The 22,978-nt window shown below is 68.9% G+C and carries 20 protein-coding genes and 1 riboswitch; of the genes, 3 read left to right on the forward strand and 17 right to left on the reverse strand.

The genetic code is table 11. From position 1 onward, the window contains the following. Positions 1-6 precede the first annotated feature (6 nt). The 17 genes from AvAM_RS18900 to AvAM_RS18980 all read right to left on the reverse strand — a co-directional run bounded on the left by AvAM_RS18900 (position 7) and on the right by AvAM_RS18980 (position 20,774). Positions 7-1,461 (reverse strand): cobyric acid synthase, encoded by a 1,455-nt coding sequence (locus AvAM_RS18900; protein WP_137748660.1) that lies wholly within the window; start codon positions 1,459-1,461, stop codon positions 7-9. Positions 1,462-1,496: 35 nt separating this feature from the next. Continuing rightward, positions 1,497-1,889 (reverse strand): DUF3037 domain-containing protein, encoded by a 393-nt coding sequence (locus AvAM_RS18905; protein WP_137748492.1) that lies wholly within the window; start codon positions 1,887-1,889, stop codon positions 1,497-1,499. Then, positions 1,876-2,670 (reverse strand): HipA family kinase, encoded by a 795-nt coding sequence (locus AvAM_RS18910; protein ID WP_137748493.1) that lies wholly within the window; start codon positions 2,668-2,670, stop codon positions 1,876-1,878. The genes AvAM_RS18905 and AvAM_RS18910 overlap by 14 nt, the downstream gene beginning before the upstream one ends. Next, entirely contained in the window at positions 2,667-3,767 is a 1,101-nt protein-coding gene (locus tag AvAM_RS18915) for an aminotransferase class I/II-fold pyridoxal phosphate-dependent enzyme (protein WP_171012333.1), read from the reverse strand. The genes AvAM_RS18910 and AvAM_RS18915 overlap by 4 nt, the downstream gene beginning before the upstream one ends. Further along, positions 3,764-4,768, reverse strand: coding sequence for an adenosylcobinamide-phosphate synthase CbiB (cbiB, locus tag AvAM_RS18920; RefSeq protein WP_137748494.1), 1,005 nt, complete (start codon positions 4,766-4,768; stop codon positions 3,764-3,766). Before cbiB ends, AvAM_RS18915 begins: the two co-directional genes overlap by 4 nt. Then, positions 4,756-6,312, reverse strand: a complete 1,557-nt coding sequence (locus AvAM_RS18925) for a PepSY domain-containing protein (RefSeq protein ID WP_137748495.1) — start codon at positions 6,310-6,312, stop codon at positions 4,756-4,758. Before AvAM_RS18925 ends, cbiB begins: the two co-directional genes overlap by 13 nt. 31 nt (positions 6,313-6,343) lie before the next feature. Continuing rightward, positions 6,344-8,461 carry a TonB-dependent siderophore receptor gene (locus tag AvAM_RS18930; RefSeq protein ID WP_137748496.1) on the reverse strand — a complete coding sequence of 706 codons (2,118 nt, stop codon included), beginning with the start codon at positions 8,459-8,461 and terminating at the stop codon, positions 6,344-6,346. Between the two features lie 72 nt (positions 8,462-8,533). Beyond that, positions 8,534-9,103 (reverse strand): cob(I)yrinic acid a,c-diamide adenosyltransferase, encoded by a 570-nt coding sequence (gene cobO, locus AvAM_RS18935; RefSeq protein ID WP_137748497.1) that lies wholly within the window; start codon positions 9,101-9,103, stop codon positions 8,534-8,536. A 30-nt stretch (positions 9,104-9,133) separates the two neighbouring features. Further along, positions 9,134-13,321 carry a cobaltochelatase subunit CobN gene (cobN, locus tag AvAM_RS18940; protein ID WP_137748498.1) on the reverse strand — a complete coding sequence of 1,396 codons (4,188 nt, stop codon included), beginning with the start codon at positions 13,319-13,321 and terminating at the stop codon, positions 9,134-9,136. Next, a complete protein-coding gene (locus AvAM_RS18945) occupies positions 13,318-13,680 on the reverse strand; it encodes a DUF2149 domain-containing protein (protein WP_137748499.1) in 363 nt (120 codons plus the stop codon). Before AvAM_RS18945 ends, cobN begins: the two co-directional genes overlap by 4 nt. Next, positions 13,677-14,144, reverse strand: coding sequence for a hypothetical protein (locus AvAM_RS18950; protein ID WP_054256728.1), 468 nt, complete (start codon positions 14,142-14,144; stop codon positions 13,677-13,679). Before AvAM_RS18950 ends, AvAM_RS18945 begins: the two co-directional genes overlap by 4 nt. 41 nt (positions 14,145-14,185) lie before the next feature. Then, a complete protein-coding gene (locus AvAM_RS18955; RefSeq protein WP_137748500.1) occupies positions 14,186-14,980 on the reverse strand; it encodes an ABC transporter ATP-binding protein in 795 nt (264 codons plus the stop codon). Next, entirely contained in the window at positions 14,977-15,996 is a 1,020-nt protein-coding gene (locus AvAM_RS18960) for an iron ABC transporter permease (RefSeq protein ID WP_137748662.1), read from the reverse strand. Before AvAM_RS18960 ends, AvAM_RS18955 begins: the two co-directional genes overlap by 4 nt. Positions 15,997-16,007: 11 nt before the next feature. Further along, positions 16,008-16,910, reverse strand: a complete 903-nt coding sequence (locus tag AvAM_RS18965; RefSeq protein ID WP_137748501.1) for an ABC transporter substrate-binding protein — start codon at positions 16,908-16,910, stop codon at positions 16,008-16,010. Next, the gene (locus AvAM_RS18970) at positions 16,910-17,515 is read right to left on the reverse strand and encodes a bifunctional adenosylcobinamide kinase/adenosylcobinamide-phosphate guanylyltransferase (protein ID WP_137748502.1); all 606 of its coding nucleotides are present in this window, start codon (positions 17,513-17,515) and stop codon (positions 16,910-16,912) included. Before AvAM_RS18970 ends, AvAM_RS18965 begins: the two co-directional genes overlap by 1 nt. Next, positions 17,512-18,906: a cobyrinate a,c-diamide synthase gene (locus tag AvAM_RS18975; protein WP_137748503.1), complete on the reverse strand. Its 1,395-nt coding sequence runs from the start codon at positions 18,904-18,906 to the stop codon at positions 17,512-17,514. The genes AvAM_RS18970 and AvAM_RS18975 overlap by 4 nt, the downstream gene beginning before the upstream one ends. Beyond that, entirely contained in the window at positions 18,891-20,774 is a 1,884-nt protein-coding gene (locus tag AvAM_RS18980) for a TonB-dependent receptor domain-containing protein (RefSeq protein ID WP_137748504.1), read from the reverse strand. Before AvAM_RS18980 ends, AvAM_RS18975 begins: the two co-directional genes overlap by 16 nt. Before the next feature lie 82 nt (positions 20,775-20,856). After that, positions 20,857-21,094, reverse strand: a riboswitch (cobalamin riboswitch). Positions 21,095-21,130: 36 nt separating this feature from the next. Here AvAM_RS18980 and AvAM_RS18985 point away from each other — a divergent pair. The 3 genes from AvAM_RS18985 to AvAM_RS18995 all read left to right on the forward strand — a co-directional run bounded on the left by AvAM_RS18985 (position 21,131) and on the right by AvAM_RS18995 (position 22,970). Next, entirely contained in the window at positions 21,131-21,355 is a 225-nt protein-coding gene (locus tag AvAM_RS18985; protein WP_137748505.1) for a DUF904 domain-containing protein, read from the forward strand. Continuing rightward, the gene (locus tag AvAM_RS18990) at positions 21,352-21,720 is read left to right on the forward strand and encodes a cell division protein ZapA (protein ID WP_137748506.1); all 369 of its coding nucleotides are present in this window, start codon (positions 21,352-21,354) and stop codon (positions 21,718-21,720) included. Before AvAM_RS18985 ends, AvAM_RS18990 begins: the two co-directional genes overlap by 4 nt. Positions 21,721-22,154: 434 nt before the next feature. Then, on the forward strand, positions 22,155-22,970 hold the full coding sequence (locus tag AvAM_RS18995; RefSeq protein WP_137748507.1) for a sulfite exporter TauE/SafE family protein: 816 nt from the start codon (positions 22,155-22,157) through the stop codon (positions 22,968-22,970). The last annotated feature ends 8 nt before the right edge of the window (positions 22,971-22,978 follow it).

Raw genomic sequence — 22,978 nt, forward strand, 5'->3', positions numbered from 1 at the left:
GGGTCCCTACCGCGCCACCAGCGCATCCAGCACGCCCGGTGTGAAGCTGCTATTCAGGAAGCCTGCAAGGCCGTCAAACACACTGTCCAGCGTGGGCACCTGCGCGCCAAACAGCGCGTGCAGCACCGCCGCGTCCTCGAACAGGCCGTGCAGGTACACCCCCAGCACATTGCCCGCCGGGTTCTGCCAGGCGATGCCGGGGACGACCTCGCGCGCCACATCGCCCTTGGCAGCCATGGCCGGGTGCTGGGCCGTCTGGCCATGGTGGATTTCGTAGCCGGTGGCGGCCACACCGGCCAGCGCAGCCCAGGCGCCCTGCATGGCACCAAACTGCGCCTGTGTGCGTTGCACGGTCTTGGCGACCTCGAAGGTGGTGACCAGCGGCAGCAGGCCCAGACCCGGTGCATTGCCGTCGATGCCTGCGGTGTCGATCAGCGCCTCGCCCAGCATCTGCAGGCCGCCACACACGCCCAGCACGGTGCCGCCTTGCCCGGCGTGCTGGGCAATGGCCTGGTCCAGCCCTTGCGCGCGCAGCCAGGCCAGGTCAGCGGCGGTGGACTTGGAGCCGGGCAGCACCACCCAGTCGGTAGGCTTGAGCCCCGCCAGATCGGCCGGACTGCGCACCCAGAGCAGGCGCACGCCGGGCACGTTCTTGAGCGGCTGGAACTCGTCCAGATTGCTGATGCGTGGGTAGGCCACCACGGCCACGGTGGTGTGCACGGCGCCTGCGGACAAGGTGCGGTCGTCAAACACGCCGTCTTCTTCGGGCAGGCCGTGGCGCCATTGCATGGGGATGGTGGCCACGGTGGGCACACCAGTGAGGTCTTGCAGCATCTGCGGCGCCGGGGCCAGCAGGCTGGCGTCACCGCGAAACTTGTTGAGCACAAAGCCGTGGATCAGCGCGCGCTCGTCCTCGGGCAGCAGCGCCCACGTGCCATACAGGTGGGCAAACGCGCCGCCCCGGTCGATGTCCGTCACCAGCAGGCAGCGTGCATCGGCATGGCGGGCCACACGCATGTTGACGATGTCGCTCGCGTGCAGGTTGATCTCGGCGGGCGAGCCTGCGCCCTCGATCACGACCACGTCGTTCTCGGCACGCAGTGCATCGAGGGCTGCAGCGATCTGCGGCCACACCTTTTCGCTGCGGCCGCGCCAGGGCATGGCCGTGAGTTCGGCACTCACCTGCCCCATCAACACGACCTGGCTGTGCGTGTCGGCCTCAGGCTTGAGCAGCAGCGGGTTCATGCGCACCTCAGGCCCGGCGCGGGCTGCCAGCGCCTGGAAATACTGCGCGCTGCCGATTTCGCCCATCACACCCGCAGGGCCCGGCACCACACGCGCGTTGTTGCTCATGTTCTGCGCCTTGAACGGCGCCACCTTGAGGCCCAGGTTGCTGTAGTAGCGGCACAGCGCGGTGGTGAGCCAGCTTTTGCCGGCGCCGCTGGTGGTGCCCAGCACCATCACGCAGCGGGCCCGTTGGGAAGAGGTGGTGGAAGTCACGGCAATGGGCGGACCATGCGGTCCATGATGTGTTCAAGCGCTGCCGCCGCATCGGTGCAGCGGCCGGTGTGCACGGGCGAGGTCTGGATGATGGCGCTGCGTTTGGCGGTGAGCCAGTGAAAGCGCTGGCGGTACGGCAGGCGGGCAATCGGGCCACAGCCTTCATCGCCCGCGCAGATGGCCACGATGGCGGCCAAGTGGCGGCGCACGGTGTCGATGTCGGCGTGCGGGTCCATGGCCAGCAGGCGCGGTTCGTCCAGCGCAATCGACGCCTGCAAAAAGCCGGTGCGCTGGCACGACAGGATCACACCCGCGTTGATGAATTCCTCGCGCTCCACGCGCGGCACCACGCGCACGATGGCGTAGTCATACACCTCAGGCGCGTGCATCGGCGGCCTCCTTCAACGCATTCACCCAGGTGGCGCGCCCGGCCAGGCGGGCGCAGAAATAGTCCACATAGGCCTGGCGGTGGGCGGCGGCGGCGGTCAGCAGACCTTCTTCGTGGTCTGCACCGGCCAGCAACAAAAACTCGTCGGGCACCTCCGCCAGGATGCCTGCCACCACCTCGGGCGTGAGGCGCGCGGCCAGCTCCGCATCCGCTTGCACGAGCAGCGTGGCCCGGGCCAGCAGCACATGGTCGGCAATCGGCGCGAAGGGCTTGGCGGGCTGGGCCACCGTGCCGTTCCACGCATGGTGAAAGGTCAGCGCCGCGCCATGGTCGATGAGCCAGGGCTGGCGGTGCCACATCAGCAGATTGGTGTTGCGCGCGGTGCGGTCTACATTGCCCACCAGGGCGTCGAACCACACCAGGCGCGAGGCAAAGTCATCCGACACCACATCCACCGCAGGGTCGAAGTTGAGCGCGCCCGAGAGGTAGTCCAGCCCCACGTTCAGTCCACCGCTGGCGCGCACCAGGTCCTGGATCTCGGGGTCGGGCTCGGTCTGCGCGAGGGCGGGGTCGAGCTGGGCCAGCACGATCTCGGGCACGGGCAGGCCCAGCGCACGGGCGATGCCGCCCGCGATCATCTCGGCCAGCAGTGCGCGCACGCCCTGCCCTGCGCCACGGAACTTGAGCACGTAAGTGCCCAGGTCGTCGCCCTCGACGATGGCGGGCATGGAGCCACCTTCACGCAGCGGCGTGACGTAGCGATTGACGGTGATGGTTCTCACAAGGCATCCCCTGAATCAGCTGGTGAATCCTGGTCCGCGATGGTACGGCCGCTGGCAACGGCCTTCCAGGCAAGCCGCAGCGCATCTTGCGCCGCCGGTGCCAGCACCCCCAGGCGCACGGTGCCCGGCAGCCCGAACGAGGTGGCGTCGCGCAGCTTGATGCCTGCTGCGCGCAAGGCCACCAGGTCGTTCTGTAGCGCGGTGCTGGCCGGTTGCGCACAGAAGTAGTTGGCCAGGCTGCCCGCATGCACCGCCCACCCCAGGTCCAGGCACAGCGCCTGCTGGCGCGATTTCCACTCGCGCAGCGTGGACAGGCTGTACACCAGCCACTGCTGCACTGCGGGTTGCACCCATGCCTGCAGCAAGGCCACGCCATGGGCCCCCACCGGCCAGGAAGGCGCCAGCGCCACCAGCGTGCGCACCTGCTCCTCGCTGCCTGCTGGTGCAATGGCATAGGCTGCACGCACACCCGTCAGCCCCAAGGCCTTGTTAGGGGTCCACAGTTGCCAGCAGGCCGATGGAAGCTGTGCGGGCGGCGCGCCGGTCCACGCGCCCTCAGGGTCGAGCCGCAGAGGGGCGTACGCGCAGTCCAGCACACGCAGCACATCGGGCAGGCCGCCGTCGCGCGCCACACCGTCAAGCTGCCAGGCCCGCACAGCCGGATCGGCCAGGCCCAGCGGGCTGGAGGGCTCGCACGCCCATTGCAAGCCTGCCGCAACACCAGTGCCGCGCACAACATCCAGCCCGCGCACCTGGGCAGCCTGGGCATAGTCGCCATAACTGTGCAAGGGCAGCGCCGCCTGCACCGCGCCCTGCAGCGCGGCCAGGGTGGTGATGCGGTGCATGAACTCGCTGGCGCTGGCCGCCAGCACGACGCGGCCTGGCGCCACACCATGGAATGCGCCCAGGCTCTCGCGCAGGGCGGTGTAGGCCGGGTCGGGGTAGCGTGTGGCTTCGGCCCCTTGCACGGCCTCGCGCGCTTCAGAGCAGGGGCCGCAGGCATTGCTGTTGGTCGAAAAGTCCCACAGCGGCACGCCCGCAGTGTCCGGGCCACCGTGCACCGACGCACATGCGGGCTGGAGGTCATGAAGCGTCATGTAGACATCCATGCAGAAAAAGCCACGGCCACCAGCAACTGGATGGCCACCACCACAGGCACCAGTGCCAGCACCACCCGGGTGCCGACGTGTGCTGCGCGCCACGTATCCAGCGGCCCTGCCCTGCGCCCCTTGCGGTGCAGCGTGTACACACCGGGTTTGGCCAGGCGCACATCCAGCACCAGCGCCATGGCTGCCATCGGCCAGCCGCTGTTGGGCGACGGCGTCTTGCGCGCCTGCCGCGCCAAGGTGCGCAGCGGAAGCCCTTTGGCCCCCAGCACCAGCAGCAGGGCCGTGATGCGTGCGGGCAGCCACGACAGCACATCGTCCGCCCGCGCAGCCCACTTGCCTGCCCATTGCCAGTAGCGCCCGCCCCGCATGCCGGGGTAGCCCCACATGGCATCGGCCGTGTTGGCCAGGCGGTACAACGCCGCCCCCGGCAAGCCCAGCAGGGCAAACCAGAACAGCGGAGCCACCACCGAGTCGTTGAGGTTCTCGGCCAGCGACTCGATCGCAGACTCGCGCACCTGCACCGCGCTCAGGGCGCTCACGTCGCGGCTCACCAGCCGCGCCAACTGTGCGCGGCCTGCAGGCAGCGACTGCCCCAGCGCCACCTCTACCGCCAGCACCTCGTCGTGCAACATGCGCCAGGCCAACAAGGGCTTGAGCAACAGCGCCAGCACCACCAGCGCCAGCAGGTGGGGAAACCACAGCGCCACCTGCTGAAGCAGCCCGAATACTATAAAAACAATAGCTGCAAGCGCACACCAGACAAGCGCAGAGCACCAAAAAACCTTGAAATCCCGGGCCACCGGGCTGGCTGGTGCCAACCGGTCACCCCACCACTGCAGCGCCCGGCCCATCCACACCACCGGGTGCCAGGCCACGGGCGGTTCACCCAGCCACCAGTCCACAGCCAGCGCCAACAAGGGGCACCACAAAAGCAGGTAGAACAGCGCCCCGCCCATGCCGGGGAACAACCAGGCCATCAGGCTGTCCATGCGGCCTCCGTCACTTGCCCTGAGGTCGCTTGCCGTGCCACCTGCCGCCGACGCGGCACCAGCACACGCCAGGCCACCACACACGAGGTGATGCACAGCGCCACGCCCAGCAGCGACAAGCCCACGACCAGCGCTGTGCGCAACGCCGGCCGTGCCAGCAGCGGCGCAAAGTCCAGGCTGTGCAGCCCGTTGTACAGCACACGCTGCCAGGGCGTGGTGGCGTCGGCACGCATCACGATGCGGGCCGATGCGGGGTCAGCGTACACCGTCACCCCATCGCCCGCCCAGCGGGCGCGCCATACGGGCAACGGGCGGAAGAAGGCTGTGGATGCGTCATGGTGGCGCGCATAGTACAGGTCGTCGTACTCGTAGAGTTGCTCGATGGCCGGGGGCGGCAGGCCGGGGCGCAGGCCCCGCAGCGCAGCGACCACCGTGGCATCGGGCACGGCACTGGCCACCGTGGCATCCGGTCCGTCGGCCCGCACCAGGCGCTGCACTGCACCCTGCCCTGCCTCGCCTTGGCCCCGCACCCGGTACCAGGCCTGGCTAGCAATGCGCAGGCTGTCCAGTTCCAGCGGCACCAGACCCTGGGCCGCCGCCAGCGCCACGGCCTCGGCCGGGCCGCGTGTGGTGTGCGGCGCCTCGCCCGCCCAGTGCACGCGCGCCTGCGGGTCGGCCGCACGGCCGGTGAATACGCCGAAGGGGTTCATCGACATCAGGCCCGAAAACATCCAGGTGAGCGTGAACACCGCCGCCACCAGGCCCAGGATATGGTGCCAGCGCATCCAGAATTTGCGGTACGGAATCCAGCGGTGGCGATTGAGGAACAGCTGCCAGATGCCCAGCGCCACGCCCGTGGCAGCCAGCAGCACACCAGGGATGGACAACCACACCACCACGTGGTGCCAGGCCTTGGGAAACTGCCGCAGCACCGTGGGATAGATCCAGTGCGGCACGGCGCCCAGCCAGTTCCAGAAGCGCTCGGCGCGGCGCGTGTCGCGCACCACCTCGGCGGCGCCGGGCGACACATACAGCTCCAGCCCATCCTTGCCATCCATCTGCACTTTGACCAGGGGCCGGTGCACATCCAGCCCCTGGGGCACGGTCCATTGGTCACGCTCAACCCATTCCGTGCCGGTGGCACGGCGTCCACTGAAGGCCTCGGCCACGGCGGCTGCCTGTGCGTCGCCCAGCGGCGACACCAAAGCGCCAGTGCGGGCGTCCACCGTGTGCCAGCGCATTGCTGCGGCGCCCTCGCCAGCGGCTGCCAACATGCGCCACACAGGCGCATCGCCCAGCATGCCCAGCCGTGCCTCGCTGCTGCCTGTCGGGCGCAAACCCGCACGCTGCGCGGCATCGGGCGCGGCCAGACAGCAATCGGCAGGCAACTGAAGCGGCGGCAAAGCCGCCAGCCGCTCGGCCTGGCTCAGGCTGGGGAAAGGCACAAAGTACAGCACCACCCCACTTGCAAACCACATGAGGAAGAACAGCGCCAGCACCACACCCAGCCACTTGTGCACGAAGATGACGAGCTGCTTCACCATGTGTGGTTGTTTCTCTCGACGTGCGCCGGGGTCAGAACGTGGCGCGGGCCGTGAGCTGCACGGTGCGCGGTGCACCCAGCAGCCAGCGCGTGTTGGCCGTGCCGGCCACCGCGTAGTCGCGGTCGGCCAGGTTCTTCACCGACAGGCCCAGTTTCAGGTGGCGCGAGTAGTCGTAGGCCAGCGAGGCGTCCAGCACCACATACGAAGGCAGCTTGGTGGTGTTGGCCGTGTTGCCCTGGCGCTCACCCACATAGCGCGCGCCGAAGCCCGCCTGCCACTGGGGCAGGAAGCGGTAGGCAGTCCACACGCTGGCAGTGCGCTCGGGCACGCCAGTGGGCGTCATGCCGTCGCGCGAGACGAGGGCGCCCGACACCAGCTCCTTGAAGTCGTCATACCGCGCTCGCAACAGGGCGGCGTTGGCATCGATGGTCCAGCCATGCACGGGCTCGGCAGCAAAGGCCAGCTCGATGCCGGTGGACGACTGCTGCCCCACCTGCTGCGTGATGTTGGGGTTGCTGGCATCGCGCGAGAGCAGATTGCGCTTCTTGATCTGGTACAGCGCCACGGTCCACTCGCCACGCACCGCAGACACAGCGCCCTTGGCGCCAACTTCGATCTGGCGGCCCCGGGTCAGGTCGAGGGTGTTGCCCCCACCGGGCAGCGACAGCGCGCCGCTGAGCGGATCGGTGCCGGTGCCAATCTGGCCGTAGAGCGACAGCGCCTCGCTGGGCGACCACACGGCGCCCAGGCGGCCGGTAACGGGTGAATATTTCTTGACCAGGTTCACGCCGGTGCGCAGGTCGGTGTTGTCCAGCTCCATGTGGTCGCTGCGCAGGCCCGCCACCAGCTTCCACTCGCGCGCAAGGTCGAGGGCGTTTTCTGCAAACAGCGCCGTGGTCTGCAACTTGGATCTCCGCCCCGGCAGCGTGGGCACCGGGCTGATGAAGTTGCCGGGCGCAAAGTTGAAAGGATCCACCGTGCTGGCACCGCCGTAGGGCGCGTTGTTGGTGTGCACAAGCTGGGTGCGGTACCAGTCCAGGCCCACGATGAAGCGGTTCTTCATGCCGCCCAGGTGGCCGTCGAAGGTGGCGTCGAAGCGGTTACCCGTCTGCTCCTGGTCGTGCAGGATCTCCAGGTAGTCGCTGCGGTTCACGGCCGTGCCTGCGGCGTTGAAGGCATATGCCTCGGCATTGCGCCAGTGGCGGTCGGTCGTCAGGTGGTAGGTTTCGTTGCGCAGGTGCACGCCGGGAGCAGCCTGCCAATCGACCTTGGCGCGCAGGGTGCGGTCGTCGTACTTGACCACCGAATCGGACACGTTGAAGTTGGTGCGGCGCAGGCGCTGGTCGAGCACGCCATTGCGCAGCGGAGTACCGAAGTAGCGCGCGTCGTCGTTCACCCCGCCATCGGCCGACAAGGTGATGTTCAAGTCGCGGCTGGCGCGCAGGGTCAGAGCCAGCGCGTAGTTGTGGCGCTGGGTGTCCATCAGCGCGCGGTAGCCGTCGCTCTTTTCCGCATCCAGGTACACCGAGTAGGCCAGCATGTCGTTGATGGGGCCGCGCAGGCCCACACCGCCCTGCACCGAGCCGAACGAGCCCACGCTGAAAAAGGCCTCGCGCTGCGGGGTTCCAAAGCTGGGGCGCTTGCTCACGTAGTTCACGGCCGCGCCGATGGCGCCGTCGCCATAGAGCACCGAGGCCGGGCCGCGCAGCACTTCGACCGACTCCATGGGCCAGGCCGAGAACGGGTAGGTGATGGTGCCCGAGGCGACGATCAGGCGCGTGCCGTCCACCATCTGCGCCACCGAGTTGTGGCCCGCAAAGCCGCGTGCCACCAGGCTGGTGCCGCCGTTGCCGGGGGCCGGCGCCTCGGTGATGCCGGGCATGCGCACGGCCACGTCCTGCGCGCGACTCAGGCTGCGCTCGGCGATATCGCCCGCGCCCAGGCTGCTCACGCTGGCCGGGGTTTCACGCGCCGTGAGGCCCAGGCGCGAGCCGGTGGCGCTGGGCGCGTCGAGCGACAGCGTGCTGCCGGGGGCGGATTGTGTGTCGGTGACCTGGACGGTCGGCATTTCGGCGGTGGCCTGGGCCATGGCCGTCTGCGAAGCGCAGGCGAGCACGGCCAGCGACAGAGGGGTGAGGTGTTTGCGCATGAAAAGAGCGAAGAAAAGAAAAAGCAGAAACAGAACAACGGCCCACCAGGGGCCGCCTAGGCAGCGCGCAAGTCAGTCTTCGATGCCACGCTGGGCAGGAATGCCCGCCTTGAAAGCGTGTTTGATGAGCTGCATTTCCGTCACCGTGTCCGCCAGCTCGATGATCTCGGGCGGGCAGCGGCGACCGGTGAGGCACACATGCACGTCACGGGGCCGCTCGCGCAGGGTCTGCAGCACGCCATCGAGCGGCAGCCAGCCGTAGATCAGCGGGTAGGTGATCTCGTCCAGCACCACCAGAAAGTGCTCGCCCGACAGGATGGCGGCACGTGCCTTTTCCCAGCCGTCGCGCGCGAGCTGGGCCGAGTGCTCCAGGTCCTTGCTCTTCCAGCTAAAGCCGTCGCCCAGGCCCTCGATGGGCAGGCCGATCTGCTCGAACATGCGGTGCTCGCCAAAGCGCGCGGTGGGCACTTTCATGAACTGGAAAATCTTCACCGCCTTGCCCCGGCCATGCGCGCGCAGCGCCAGGCCAAAGGCCGCCGTGCTCTTGCCCTTGCCGTCGCCGGTGTTGACGATGACGATGCCCCGGCGTTCGCCTTCGGGCTTTTCGTAGCGTTTTTCGGTGGGTGGGGTTTCGATCTGCATGGTGTGGTGAACTTCCAAAAAAGGTTCAGGTCATGCCCGGGCCAGGCCAGGCGCAGCGGACGGCAAAAACGGACGGCGCGCCTGCCAGGCAGCACCCGCGAACACCACCAGGGCCATGACCAGCAGGGCCACGATGCCAGCCATGCGCTCCACCGGGCTGGGCTCTTGGGCGGTGGCGGGCGCTTCGCGCTCAGGCTGGCGCTCCAGCAATACGCCCATGGCGGGCACGGGGGGCGCAGCGGGCTGGGCCTGCGCCTGGAGCGGCGGCGCAGGCAGGTCCGCTGCAGGCGGTGCAACCTGTGGTGCAGGGGCTGCGGGCGACTGGGGCGTGGCCACCGCCATACCGACCGGCGCTGGCGCAGCACCTTGCGCCGCCTGCTCCACCCAGCGGCGCACGCTGGGCAGCTCGGCCGCCAGCGGTGCAGCGCGGGTCAGCTCCTGGTACATCTGCGCAAGTTGCTTTTGCGTGTCGGCATCGGCCTGCCAGTAGCCCTGGCGCTGCGCCTGCACCAGGCGCTCCAGCGACTGGGCGTAGGCCTGCGGGTGTTCCTTGAGCCATTCGGGCAGGCCCAGCTGGTGCTTGTCGCGCACCAGCACGTCATAGAAGCTTTGCCAATGGTCGCTGCGCACGGTGTCCGGCGCGACGGCCTGCCAGCCCCAGGCGAACTGCACGGCCTTGAGCACCTGCAGCGTGCCCGAGTAGCCCTCGGCCTTCTGGGCCTGCAGCCAACCGGGGTGCAGGTAGCGCGACTGCATCTCCAGCGCAATGGCGCGCTGCGCGGTCTCGGTGGTGGGCTCGCTCACGTCCTGCAACTGGGCCACATGCAGCTCCAGCCCCTGCGGGCGGCCTGCCACGCGGGCTGCAGCCGACAACCCGCCGAGGTACTGGAACGGGTCGTCCGAACTGACCATCGCGTAGAGGTGCGAGCTGCGCGAGAGAATCGCCGCATCGGTGCGACGCAGGTGGGCACCCAGCGCCTTGGCGGCCGTGCCTCCCGCCACGCCCGTCACCGGCTCGCCGTCCAGATAGGGCTGGCTCATGCGCTCCAAAAACATCTGGCCCAGGCGTGCATCGTTGGTCTGCAGGCCGTCGCTCTGCACCGCGTCCGACAGGCCGGTGCCGTAGTCGCCCACCGCATTGCCAAAGGCCCGCACCCGCGCCAGTTGCTCGGCCTGCGCGCGGGGCACGCCCTGCTTGCGCAACTCCTGGCCAATCTGCGCGGTGTTGCGTGCGATCACGTTGCCGGGCTCGGCCGTGGCGGCCTGGGCTACGGCGCGGTCGAGTAATGCCATGAGGGCGGGGAACTGGTCGCGGTACGAGCCGGTAATGCTCATGAGCACATCGACGCGCGGGCGCTTCAGCTCGTCGGCGGGAATGGTCTCGACCCGCGCCGGGCGGCCCGCGTCGTCCCACACCGGGCGCATACCCAGGGCCACCAGCGCCTGCGCTTCCATGATGCCCTGGTGGCGCAGCGTCTCGCCCGCCCACAGCGACAGTGCCATGCGCGCTGGCGCCTGACCGCCGTGGCGTGCCTGGTAGTCCTTGAACCAGTCGTTGAACAGCGTCTGCGCCACGGCGTAGGCCTGGCGCGTGGGCAGTCGGCTCGGGTCCAGCCCCGTGAGGTTGCGGCCCGTGGGCAGGCTGTCGGGGTTACGGATGGGGTCGCCACCGTAGGCGGCACTCAGGTAGCGGCCTTCCAGCGCGGCCAGCAGGCCGGGCAATTCGCCCTCCGTGGCGAGCAGGCGCTCCAGCTCCTGGGCTCTCTGCGCGAGTTGCAGCAACGCGGGCGTGTCGATGGGCTGGCGCGCGGCGCGGTTGGGCACATGGTCTTCGGCGCGCACCACGTCGGATGCCCCCGCCGTGCCCGGCGTTGCTGCCTGCGCGGGCAGCGCGGGGCGCAGGTCCAACACGCTCGCGGCCTGTGCATCCTTCAAGGCCACCTCCAGCCAACGCGCGGGGCGTGCGGCCAACACCGCATCGTGCTTGATCAAAAAGGCTTCGTCGATGTCCTCGCCCAGCGCTTCGATCAGCGGCTTGCGCAGCGCCTGCAGGATGGTCTCGCGCCGCTGCTCAGGCGCGGGCACACGGCCGAACACGGCCAGGCCCTTGGGCTGCGAGCTTTGCGCGAGCTGGTCCAGGTAGGGGTGCAGGATTTCGAGGAAGCCGCTGAAGTCGGCCGCGATGCGCTCGGCCGTCCAGCCCAGGTCGCGGTGCAGCTGGTGCTCCACAAACTGCGCGACCAATTGCTTTTCGAGCGCACGGCGCGTGGGGCCTTCGTCCACGGTTTCCCACTCGTGCATCACCTCGTGCATGTGGGCCATGCGGGCCTCGAAGCCTGCGGGGGCGAACACGGGCGTGCGGTGGCTCACCAGCACGGCACGGCCCCGGCGCTTGGCCGTGAGGGCTTCGCCCAGGTTGTCCACGATGTAGGGGTACACCACGGGCAGATCACCCAGCGGCAGCAGCGCGTCATCGTGCACGTCCAGTGCACGCGCCTTGCCACCGGCCCATTCCTGCGTGCCGTGGGTGCCGAAGTGGATCAACGCATCCGCTTCCAGCTGCGCCCACAGGTACACGGCCAGGTAGTGGTGCGACAGCGGCGCCTTGCTCTTGTGCATGAAGGGGTTCTGGCCCAGGCGCAGGGTTTCCTCACGCGGGGGCTGGGGCAGCACCGACAGTTGGCCCACCTGCAGGCGTGGGATGGCGAACACCTTTTCGCCCTGCCAATCGACGACGTAGCGGCTTTTTTCGGGGGTGCCCCAGTAGGCGTTCATGCGCCCCTGCACGGCCTTGGGCAGCGTGGCCAGGTGCTGCTCGTAGCGTGCCAGCGGCAGCGCGGCTGCCTGGCCCGACTCCAGCAACTTGCGCACATCGGCGCCGGGGTAGTAGGCGGCAAGCAAGGGCTTGAGGCCGTCGATCCAGCCCTGCTCGGGCACCTGGCGCGTGCGGTAGCCCGCCTGGGCGAGCCCACCGGACACCTGCTCCAGGCTGCGCGGCACATTGAGGAACGAGGCACCGAAGTTGGTGCCGCCCGGCGGGTAGTTGTAGACCATGGCCACCAGGCGCTTGTCGGCGGCGGGTTTCGTTTGCAGCGCAATCAGCCGCCGCGCCTTGGCCGCCACGGCCTGGGCCTGGCGCTCGATGAGGCGAAAGTCCTTGCCCTCGGCGCCGTGGGCGGCGACCAGCACCGGATCGATGGCACCCGCCGCCTCGGGCTGCGCCAGGTAGAACGGCACATCGGACAGCGACAGGCCGGTGTCGCTGGCCTCCCAGGTGGCCACATCGCCTGCACGGAAAGGCTGCGTGCCCAGCAGTGGCACACCCCAGCGCGCCAGCAGCGGCTGAAGCGCAGCGGCCTGGGGCACCAGCTGGTGCAGCACCAGGGCCGAGGCATGCAGGCGGCCGGGGCTGGAGCCCCCTTCGGCAGGCAACTCCAGCACCTCGGCCAGCGTCTGTGCCGTGACCTGCTGGCCAAAGGCGGCATAGGCGAACAGGCCCTGCTCGCGGAAGGTGCGCAGCCAGGCATCGAGCCATTCAGTGCTGCCATCGACAAAGTGGTGGCGGTGCACCAGCACGGCCACGGCGGGCAGGCTGCGCAACGCGGGCTGGCCCTGGCGCCAGGCCTCCAGCGCTGCGGCGTGGGGCAGCAGGCGGGGCGCATCGGGGTGGTAGATGCCCCGAGGGGGAAGAATGTCAGGTCCAGGCAAGGTCGGCATCGCAACACCCGCCACCGTGGCGCGCGCCAGGGCGAGGGCGCTCTGGAGGTTGCGCGGGCCGCCCGCCTGCAGGTAAGCCACCACGCGTGCGGGAGCGTCCAGTGCCGCCAGATCGGCTGCAGGCGTGCCCGCAGGCACCCAGACCACGCGGCCGGGGGAACGCGCGGCACGGGCATCCAGTTGCGGCCCCACCATGCGGCGCAGGCGCGCCTCCACGCTGGCGTGGGGCGCGTCCACCCACACCATGGCAGCGCCCGCCAGCGCGCGCTCCAGTTTCTGCATGCCTGCGGCGTCCAGCACTGCGGGGCCGCCCAAGGGGTAGTCGATGTGCGCAAAGCCCAGGCCCGCCTCGGCGGCCAGGCGCTGCACCATGGCCGTGCGCGGGGCGGTGGTGATGTCGGACGTGAGCCAGAGCAGCACCGGCGCAGACTGCGCGGCCTGCACCAGCGGCGCAGCCAGCAACAGGCACCACAGTGCCGCACGCAGAATGAAGGCCTTCATGGCTTGGCGGAGTCGGCCGCGCCCGCTTCTGCAGGCGCCGCTCCGGTTTCAGGGATGTAGACGATGTTTCCGTCTTCCAGCTTGTAGGCCACGCCCGCGCGCACGCCCTGCCCCTGTGCCGCGCTGCCCGCGCCCTTGAAGCGCACTTCCTTGCCCTGCTCGCGTACCACCACCTCCATGTCGGGCTGGCCCGGATTGCGGATGATGGTGACGCTCTCGTTGGCACTGGTCTGGCTCTGCACGGCCACGGCCGTGAGCAGCGCCACCACCAGCACAAGGAACACATCCACCAGGTTCACGGCAGACAGCATCGGGTCGTCATCGTCCTCGGCCAGGACGCTCAGGTGCTTCAAGGTCATTGCGCCACCCCGCGCTCCTTGCGCACCACCAGCAGCTCGGCCAGCAGCCAGCGGCGGCGCACCGAGTACACCACCAGCCCCACCGACGCTGCGGCCAGCGCCAGCACCACGCCCGCAAACGCGCCGCTGAACACGGCCAGCGCCTGCTGGCCATTGCCCGCCGCCACGCTCTGCAGCGCAGGGCCCAGAGGGATCATGGTGGCGATCAGCCCCAGCATGGGCGACAGGCGGCTGAGCAGGCGCACGGGCTCTACCTGGCGCACCAGCTGCAGCTCCAGCTCTTCCATCGACAGGCCCGGCGCCACGCGCAGCGAGCGGTACTGCGGCTGGCGCCAGCGCTGCCAGGCTTCCATCAGCGTGGCGCCCCCCGTCCACAGTGCGTAAACGAATGCCAGACCCACCAGCACCAGCACCGGCCAGAGCAGCGACTGCGCGACCTGCGCAAAACCCGATTCAATGTTCATGCTTTCACTCCCTCAATTCATGTGTTGGTTTATTGGTTGGTTCATGGGCTGTTCCGGCGCTGCAGCGAGGGCAGCGCCATCCACAAGCCATCGAGGTGCCGCACCTGGATGCGGTGGTCAAACACCTCTTCCAGCGCCGCGTGCGTGGCCGGTGCATCACACGCGCCCTGGTGCAGCACGCGGCCATTCGCCATCACCACCATGTCGTCGGCCTGCAGCGCCAGCGACACCTCGTGCAGCACGCTGACCACCGTGCCCCCCGCATCGACCAGTGCGCGCATGGTGTGCAGCCAGTCGGTCTGGTGCGGTGGGTCGAGGTTGGCCAGTGGTTCGTCCATCAGCAGCACCTGTGCCTGCACGGCCAGCGCGCGGGCCAGCAGCACGCGCTGGCGCTCGCCGCCCGACAGTTGCGACAGCGGGCGGTGGCGCCAGTCCCAGGCCTGGGTGGTGCGCAGTGCCTGCTCCACCGCCGCGTGGTCGGCCGCACCGGGCGGGGCCAGCCAGGCCTGGTGCGGCAGGCGGCCCAGCATGGCCACGTCGTAGCTGGTGAGGTCGTCCGCCGAGCCTTCGTTCTGGCCCAGCCAGGCGAGCTGGCGGGCGCGTTCGCGCGCCGGGATCTGCGCCAGCGGTCGGCCCTGCAGCAACACCTCGCCCTGTACCGCAGTGCGCGGCAACAGCCCCGCCAGCACCTTGAGCAAGGTGGACTTGCCCGCACCGTTGGGGCCGACGATGCTGGTCCAGCGCCCGGCGGGCAGTTGCAGGTTGATGCCCTGCAAAATCAGACGATTTCCGATGCTTGCGCCTATCTGGTGTGCGTTGATAGCTACTGAATTCATAGCACGCCGCCTTGCGCTGTGCGCCGGTGCATGAGCCACAGCAGATAGGTTCCGCCCAGCGCCGCCGTGAGCACGCCCACGGGCAGTTCCTGCGGCGCCAGCACCCAGCGCGCCAGGATGTCGGCCGCCATCAGCAGCACGGCCCCCATCAGGCTGGAAAGCACGATGTGCCGCTCGTGCGTCACGCGCACGATGGAACGCACCAGGTGCGGCGCGGCCAGCCCCACAAAGGCGATGAGCCCCGTCTGCGCCACGGCCGTGCCCGTGGCCAGCGCCATGGCGGCCACCAGCCCCACGCGCATGGGCATGAGCGGCAGGCCCAGGCTGGCGGCAGTGGCCTCGCCCAGCGTGAGGCCGTCGAGCGCACGCGCCAGCATCCAGGCCACCACCGAACACAGCGCCCACACCGCCGCCATCAGCACGCAGGCCGTCCACCCCACAAAGGCCGTGCTGCCCAGCGTGAAGGCCTGCATGGCCTGCAGGATGTCGGGCGAGGCCAGTTCCACCAGGTCGCGCACGGCGCCCAGCACCACGCCCACAATCACGCCCGCCAGCAGCAGGCGCAGCGTGTGCTGCACTCCGCGCGCCAGAATCAGCGTGAGCACCACCGCCCCCGCCGCGCCCAAAAACGCCATGCCCGTGATGCCGATGCGCGCCATCCACTGCGCCGCCACTGGCGACACGCCGAACATCGCCATCGCCACGGCCCCGCCCAGCGCGGCGCCCGAGGCGCTGCCCAGCAGGTACGGGTCGGCCAGCGGGTTGCGGAACAGGCCCTGCGCCACCGCACCCGACATGCCCAGCAGAGCGCCCGCCAGCCACGCGCCCAGCGTGCGCGGCAGGCGGATGTCCCACACGATCTGCCAGGCCACGGGGTCGCCATGCATGCGCAGCACGCTGTCAAAACCGGTGCTGCCCACGCTGGCGCCACACAGGGCCAGCAACACGCTGGCGAGCAGCAGCCAGGCGGTGCACCAGGCCGCGCGGCGTCTGGCGGAGCCGGTGGGCAAGTCCATGGCAGCGTAGGTCACGAGGCTTTGTCCACCAAGCAGCGCGCCATGATGCGGGCGGCTTCGGCCATGCGCGGGCCGGGGCGCACCACCACGTCGGAATCGCCAGGGCCGAACACACACAGCCGGTTCTCGCGGATGGCGCGCATGGTGGCCCAGCCGGGGTACGGCACCATGGCCTGCATGCTGCGGTTGCCGATCATGATGATGTCGGGGTTGGCACGCACCACAAACTCAGGGTTCAGGCGCGGAAACGGGCCCAGCGATGCGGGCACCACATTGCGCACACCCAGCCGGGTGAGGGATTCGCCGATGAACGACGCTTCGCCCGCTCCGTACGGCCCCCGGCTCACCTCGAAGTACACACGTGCATTCCGGGCCTTGGGCGGCAGGGACTGCGCGGCCGCCTCCACCCCCGCGTCGATCACACGCCAGAGGCGGTCGGCCCCCTGCGCACGGGGCACGCCCAGCAGGTCGCTCACGGTGCCCAGCACGCGGCGCACGTCGGCATGGGTCTTGGGCTCCAGCTGCACCACCGTGAGGCCCAGCGCCTCCAGCCGGTCGCTGGCGCGCGAGCTGACAGACATAAGCACCACATCGGGCTTGAGCGCCACGATGGCCTCGATGCTCGGATCCAGGCCGCCGCCCACCTTGGGCAGTTTGGCGATCACGGCTTCGGGCCAGTTGGAGTAGCGGTCCACCCCCACCAGGCGGTGGCAATGCTCCAGCTCGCACACGCTTTCGGTCAGCGAGGGCAGCAGGCTCACGATGCGCTGCGGAGGCCGGGGCAGCGAGACCTCGCGGCCCTTGTCGTCCTTGATGTGCACAGGCTGCGCGCGCGCCAGGCCCGCCATGAGCAGGCCCAGCAGCAACAGGATCGCAATCACCCAGAGGATGCGGCGCACGGGGGTGGGTTTCATCAGCAAGGTTCTTTCAAAGTGAGGGGCAGCCCGGCGGCCATGAGCGTGACGCGGGGGCAGACCTGCGCCACCTGCTGGTTGAGGATGCCCAGCGCATCCACAAAGGCGCGCACCTCGCGCCCCATCGGGATGACCCCCAGGCCAATTTCGTTGCCCACCAGAACAACGGGGCCGGGGGATTTCCGAACCGCTACCAAAAACATAGCTGCTTGCGCTTTCCAGTCGCGCGCAAGGGCCTGTTTTTGCTCAAAATTCATGGCCTCCACACCCAGTGGCATGGTCCATTGGGTGAGCCACAGCGTGAGGCAGTCCACCACCACCAGGGTCTGCGGCGTACTGAGCTGCGTAAGGGCCCCCGCCACGTCGCGCGGCTCTTCCACCGTCTGCAGACCGGGCACGCGCTCGGCGCGGTCGCGCTGGTGGCGGGCGATGCGCTCGCGCATTTCGTCGTCCCAGGCCTGGCCGGTGGCGATCAGCACGGCGCGGTGGTCGGCAGACTGCGCCAGCCAGTCGCGTGCCAGCAGTTCGGCGCGGCGGGATTTGCCGCTCTTCTGGCCGCCCAGGATCAACTCGGTGGTGATGGGCAAAGGCAGGGCGGAAGTCATGCGTGGCCCTCGCCGCCCAGCAGGTGCGCCACCGCCTCGGGGCTGGACGGGAACCATGCGTGGAAGTAGCTGGCGTGGATGCTGCCTTGCTGGTACAGCGCTTCGCCCGCATCGGGCGCCACGGCCTCGTGGGGGCGCGCCGTGCGGGCCACCACGGGGGCGCTGCTGTCGCTGGTCGAATAGTGAAAGGTGTGGCCGCGCAGCGTGTGCCCTGCCACCGTCAGGTGCTGCGGGCCAAGGGCCGCCAGGCGCTTTTGCATGGTCACGCGGCCGGGCAGCAGGCCCCACAGCGGGACCGCGCTGCCGTCCGCGAGGGTGATGGATTCAAACAATGCCATCATGCCGCCGCATTCGGCCCACAGCGGCTTGCCCGCCTCCGCATGGGCGCGCAGGCTGGCCTGCATGCCGGTGTTGGCCGCGATCTGCGCAGTGTGCAGCTCGGGGTAGCCGCCGGGCAGCCACACGGCATCGCAATCGGGCAATGCGGCATCGTGCAGCGGCGAGAAGAACACCACGCGCGCGCCCATCTGTTCCAGGCACTGCACGTTGGCGGCATAAATGAAGCAGAACGCCGCATCGCGCCCCACAGCCACCGTGTGGCCTGCGAGCAGCGCAGGCACTGCAATCTTCGACGCGGGCGCCGGGAAGTCCACGGCCCAGCCCTGCAGTTCTTCCACCGTCATCTGGCCCAGCGGCGTGGCCGCCAGCGCGTCGGCCGCTGCATCCAGCCGCTGCAGGCTGTCGTCCAGCTCGTGTGCGGCCACGAGGCCCAGGTGGCGCTCGGGCAGCAACGCCGCACCAGCCTTGGCGGCTGCTGGTGCATTGCCGGGCTGCACCCGCATCAGCGCGCCCATCCAGTCGTCGGCATCGTGCAGGCCGTCCCGCAGCATGTCGGCATGGCGCGCGCTGCCCACGCGGTTGGCCAACACACCGGCCCAGGGCAGGCCCGGCCGGTAGTGGCGCAGGCCATAGGCCAGCGCGCCAAAGGTGCCCGCCATGGCCGAGGCATCGACCACCGCCAGCACCGGCACGCCAAAGTGCCGGGCCAGGTCGGCCGCGCTGGGGCTGCCGTCAAACAGGCCCATCACGCCTTCGATGAGGATCAGGTCCGACTCCCGCGCAGCATCGTGAAGGCGCTGCGCGCAGTCGGCCTCGCCGTTCATCCACAGGTCGAGCTGGTGCACGGGTGCACCGCTGGCCAGCTGGTGCCAGTGGGGGTCCAGAAAGTCCGGCCCACACTTGAACACCCGCACGCGCCGCCCCTGGCGTGTGTGCAGACGGGCCAGGGCGGCAGTGACGGTGGTCTTGCCCTGCCCGGAGGCCGGGGCCGCAATCAGCAGCGCCGGGCAGCGGGCGGAAGCGGTCGTCACCAGGGTCACTGCGGTGCCCATTTGAAGCCGACGTAGACCGTGCGGCCTGCGGTGGCGTAGGTGCGGGCCAGTTGGTAATCCTTGTCAGCCAGGTTGTCGATGCGTGCGAGCAGCGTGTAGTCGCGCGCAATGCGGGTGCTGGCGTACAGGTTGACCAGGGTGTAGCCGCCCAGCACGTTGGTGTTGGCCACGGTGTCAAAGCGGCGGCCCGAAGCCTGCACTTCGGCACCCACGGTCCAGCCCGCCAGGCGGGTGTCGGCGCCGAAGGTGGCGTGCTGCTTGGCGCGGCGTGCCAGCTGCTTGCCGGTGTCCAGGTCACGCGGGCGTTGCAGGTCGATGGAACCGTGCAACTGCACGTCGCCCACACGGTGCGAACCGGCGAACGTCACACCCTTGTATTCGGCCCGGGCGGTGTTGGCATAGCAACCAAAGCTGGAAGCACAGGTGCCCGCGCCACCAAAGGAGATCAGGTTGCTCACCCGGTTGCGAAACAGCGTGGCCGAGAACGTGCTGTTGCCTTGGGCATAGCGCAGCGCCACTTCGGCATTGCGGCTGCTCTCGGGGCGCAGCGTGGCCACGCCGTACTCGCTGAAGCGGTGGTAGAGCGTGGGCGCCCGGAAGGCCGTGCCCACCGAGGCCGTAGCGCGCCACTGCGGGGTGATGGCGTAGCCATAGGCCGCGCTGCCGGTGCTCTTGCCGCCAAACTCGCTGTCGGAATCGTGGCGCAGGTTGAGCTGCACGGTTTGGCCTGCGGCGTTGTAGCCGTAGCCCAAGGCCAGCGCGTCTTGCGAACGCTTGGCGTCAATAGGCTTGTTTTCCAGGCGGTCTTCGCGGCGCTCCAGGGCAGCGGTGACCAGGTGCGCGCCCTGGCGCCATTCGTTCTGGAAGTAGTAGCCGCGCAGGCGCGTGTCGCTCAGGTAGGGCGAGGGACGGGTTTCGTATTCATCGCGCGAATCGGTGATGGAAAAGCGCGTCTTGTAGGCGGTGCTCCACTGCGCGTTCCAGTTCAGGCCCAGCGCATGCATGGTGTGCAGGTTGCGGTCGTCCTTGTCCAGGCCGTTGTCATACCCGGCGTTGGCGTCGTTGACCATCAGCGTGCCCTCCAGCCGGTGCACAGCATCCAGCTGCAGGCCCACGCGGGCGTGGCCCGACGTGTTGCGGTAGCCGTCGCGGTCAGGGTTCTGGGTGGTGACAGTGCGGGCGTTGAAGCCCTTGCTGTTTTCGCGGGACAGGCCAAGCGCGTAGTCCAAGGTGCCGCTGGCGCCGCTGATGCCAGCCTCCAGCTTGGAGGTGCCATGGTTGCCCACACCCACGCCCACATAAGGCGCCGTGCCGTTCTCACCGCGCTTGGTGAAAATCTGCACCACGCCCCCCATGGCGTCCGAGCCATACACGGCGCCCGCCGGGCCACGCAGCACTTCGATGCGGTCGATGAGGGAGAGCGGGATGCTCTCCCAGGGCGCGCCGCCCGTGGATTGCGAATCGATGCGCACGCCATCGATGTACACCGCCGTGAAGCGCGACTCTGCGCCACGCAGAAACACGCCGGTGGTCGTGCCGGGGCCGCCGTTACGCGAAAACTCCACACCCGGCAGGCGGGCGAGCAGGTCGGCCAGGCCGGTGGCGCCGCTGGTTTCGATGGTCTCGCGGTCCACGATGGAGACATCGGCAATCAGGTCGGTGAGCGGCTGCGGCGTGCGCGTGGCAGCCACCACGGTTTCGCCGAGCTGGGGCGCGCGCAGGTTCTGGGCCAGCAACTCGCCTGCGCCGGGCACGGTCTGGGCCAGGGCACTGCAGGCACTGCCAACCGCCAGGGCCACCAGCGCAAGACGTTGGGCGGGCACGCGCAGCGACGCCACAGGGCGCGCACGAAGGGTACGGATTTTCATGGGGATCAAGGTCAACAAACAACCCGGGGCCGGCCTCCCGCCAGCATGTGGGTGATACAGCCGCGCAGCGCTCCAAACGGGCGCACGCAGCCACCATGTTGGCCGGTATCCGGGCTGGCGGAGCACCCCCCAATGCCTTCCCAGACGCTTGTTCAAGGCGCCCAGTGGCTTATGGATGGAGAGAGAATCAGGTGATTCGTCCGCTGACCGTTGCGGGGGCAGCGCAGGCTGGGCGCGCCATGTGTGGCGGCACCTCCCTGCTTCCCGTTGAACTGCGGCATGTGAACCACACCGCGAGCACCAACAGTGGGATTTTACGACCGTTTACAACGCGCAACCCTACAATCGCTGGCTGTATGGCAACACCGTCCCCCACCGACCAGATCGCCGACCGCGTTGAACGCCTGCTGCTGCGCCACGCAGAACTGCAGCGCACCAACGCCTTGCTGGCGGATCAGGTGGCCGCCCTCACCCAGGAGCGGGATTCGCTCAAGTCGCGCCTGAGTGCAGCACGCGCCCGTGTGGATGCCCTGCTCGAACGCCTTCCCGCCGCCACTCCGCTCACGAAAGAAGCCGAATGAAGCAAATCGAGGTGCAGATCCTGCAGCAAAGCTACCTGCTGACCTGCCCCGAGGGCCGAGAAAGCCGCCTTCTGGATGCTGTGGAGCGTGTGGATACCGCGATGACACGCATCCGCGACGCCGGCAAGGTGCGCGCCCGTGAACGCATCGCCGTGCTGGCAGCCCTCAACCTGGCTTTCGAGATCGCAGACCGCGAAGCGGCCGACCTGGCGGCGGGTTCTGCAGCCAAAGCAGCACCCTCTGCACCGCCCGCATCAGGGTCGGGTCACCAGGAATCCCTGTTGCCCGACGACGAAAACCAACGCCTGCAGACGCTGGTGCAGCGCCTGGACCAGGCCCTGGGCGACGACGGCCGCCTGCTCTGAGGTCACCCTCCACCACCCCGGCAGACATACTTCACGCGAAGTACAGGCCGCGCCCGAGGTAGTCGGCCATGCTCCAGCAGACCTGCGGGCTTTTACTTCGCGGCGCCCTCTGCGCCTGCGGCAAGCGCCTACAATGGTGAGGTCTGCGAAGCCGCCGGGCTTTATATTTCCTTGAACCAATGCTCAACGAGCTCGGGCTTGGTACATCGCCCGGTGAGCGTGATCATCTCGCGTCAGATGAACCCAACGCTTGGCTGCCCTCGCCCACCTGAACCCCCGGTTCAGGATGAGAGTCCGGTGGTATTCGCAGACACCCTCTTCTTCATGCCCCAGCCCATGCACACCGTCGCCGCCCCTCTGCGGGCAGGGCATTGCATCCCGGTCGCCGGACTCTGCTCCGCCCCCGTTCCTTTTTCCTTTCTTTTCATCGCGCCATGCTGGACCCCCTCCTGATCATTGAACTCGGTGTGCTGGGCCTGGCCACCGGATTTCTGGCCGGCCTGCTCGGCATTGGTGGCGGCATGCTGCTGGTGCCGTTCCTGACCTACATCCTGGGCGCACAAAAGGTGGCGCCCGACCTGGCGGTCAAGATGGCGATTGCCACATCGATGGCGACCATCATGTTCACATCGATCTCCAGCGTGCGAGCCCACCACAAGCGCGGCGCTGTGCGCTGGGACATCGTCAAGCGCCTGGCCCCCGGCATCGTGCTGGGTGGCTTTTTGGCAAGCCTCGGGGTGTTCGCGCTGCTCAAGGGGTCCTTCCTCGCCATCTTCTTCGCGCTGTTCGTGAGCTTCTCTGCCACGCAAATGTTCCTGGACAAGAAGCCCGCCCCTTCGCGCCAGATGCCCGGCGGCGCAGGCCAGGTGGCGGCCGGTGGCGTGATCGGATTTTTGTCAGGGCTGGTCGGCGCTGGCGGCGGTTTTGTGAGCGTGCCCTTCATGACCTGGTGCAACGTGCCTATCCACAACGCGGTGGCCACCAGTGCAGCACTGGGCTTTCCGATCGCGCTGGCCAATGTGGTCGGCTACGTGGTGGGCGGGCAGAACGTGGAGGGCCTGCCTGCTGCGTCCCTGGGTTATGTCTGGCTGCCTGCGCTTGCAGTGATCGCCACCTGCAGCGTGCTGACGGCCCCGCTGGGTGCCAAGGCCGCGCACAGCCTGCCCGTGAAACAGCTCAAGCGCGTTTTTGCCTCCCTGCTGTTTGGCCTCGCGGCCTACATGCTGTGGAAGGGCGTCGCAGCCCTCTGAGGCTGACA

Source organism: Acidovorax sp. NB1 (assembly GCF_005405905.1).
Taxonomy (GTDB): domain Bacteria; phylum Pseudomonadota; class Gammaproteobacteria; order Burkholderiales; family Burkholderiaceae_C; genus Acidovorax.

Coding starts and splice junctions, on each gene's coding strand:
- AvAM_RS18900 (WP_137748660.1), bottom strand. CDS start 1,461: ATGGTGCTGGGCACCACCAGCGGCGCCGGCAAAAGCTGGCTCACCACC.
- AvAM_RS18905 (WP_137748492.1), bottom strand. CDS start 1,889: ATGCACGCGCCTGAGGTGTATGACTACGCCATCGTGCGCGTGGTGCCG.
- AvAM_RS18915 (WP_171012333.1), bottom strand. CDS start 3,767: ATGACGCTTCATGACCTCCAGCCCGCATGTGCGTCGGTGCACGGTGGC.
- cbiB (WP_137748494.1), bottom strand. CDS start 4,768: ATGGACAGCCTGATGGCCTGGTTGTTCCCCGGCATGGGCGGGGCGCTG.
- AvAM_RS18925 (WP_137748495.1), bottom strand. CDS start 6,312: ATGGTGAAGCAGCTCGTCATCTTCGTGCACAAGTGGCTGGGTGTGGTG.
- AvAM_RS18930 (WP_137748496.1), bottom strand. CDS start 8,461: ATGCGCAAACACCTCACCCCTCTGTCGCTGGCCGTGCTCGCCTGCGCT.
- cobO (WP_137748497.1), bottom strand. CDS start 9,103: ATGCAGATCGAAACCCCACCCACCGAAAAACGCTACGAAAAGCCCGAA.
- cobN (WP_137748498.1), bottom strand. CDS start 13,321: ATGAAGGCCTTCATTCTGCGTGCGGCACTGTGGTGCCTGTTGCTGGCT.
- AvAM_RS18945 (WP_137748499.1), bottom strand. CDS start 13,680: ATGACCTTGAAGCACCTGAGCGTCCTGGCCGAGGACGATGACGACCCG.
- AvAM_RS18950 (WP_054256728.1), bottom strand. CDS start 14,144: ATGAACATTGAATCGGGTTTTGCGCAGGTCGCGCAGTCGCTGCTCTGG.
- AvAM_RS18955 (WP_137748500.1), bottom strand. CDS start 14,980: ATGAATTCAGTAGCTATCAACGCACACCAGATAGGCGCAAGCATCGGA.
- AvAM_RS18960 (WP_137748662.1), bottom strand. CDS start 15,996: ATGGACTTGCCCACCGGCTCCGCCAGACGCCGCGCGGCCTGGTGCACC.
- AvAM_RS18965 (WP_137748501.1), bottom strand. CDS start 16,910: ATGAAACCCACCCCCGTGCGCCGCATCCTCTGGGTGATTGCGATCCTG.
- AvAM_RS18970 (WP_137748502.1), bottom strand. CDS start 17,515: ATGACTTCCGCCCTGCCTTTGCCCATCACCACCGAGTTGATCCTGGGC.
- AvAM_RS18975 (WP_137748503.1), bottom strand. CDS start 18,906: ATGGGCACCGCAGTGACCCTGGTGACGACCGCTTCCGCCCGCTGCCCG.
- AvAM_RS18980 (WP_137748504.1), bottom strand. CDS start 20,774: ATGAAAATCCGTACCCTTCGTGCGCGCCCTGTGGCGTCGCTGCGCGTG.
- AvAM_RS18985 (WP_137748505.1), top strand. CDS start 21,131: ATGGCAACACCGTCCCCCACCGACCAGATCGCCGACCGCGTTGAACGC.
- AvAM_RS18990 (WP_137748506.1), top strand. CDS start 21,352: ATGAAGCAAATCGAGGTGCAGATCCTGCAGCAAAGCTACCTGCTGACC.
- AvAM_RS18995 (WP_137748507.1), top strand. CDS start 22,155: ATGCTGGACCCCCTCCTGATCATTGAACTCGGTGTGCTGGGCCTGGCC.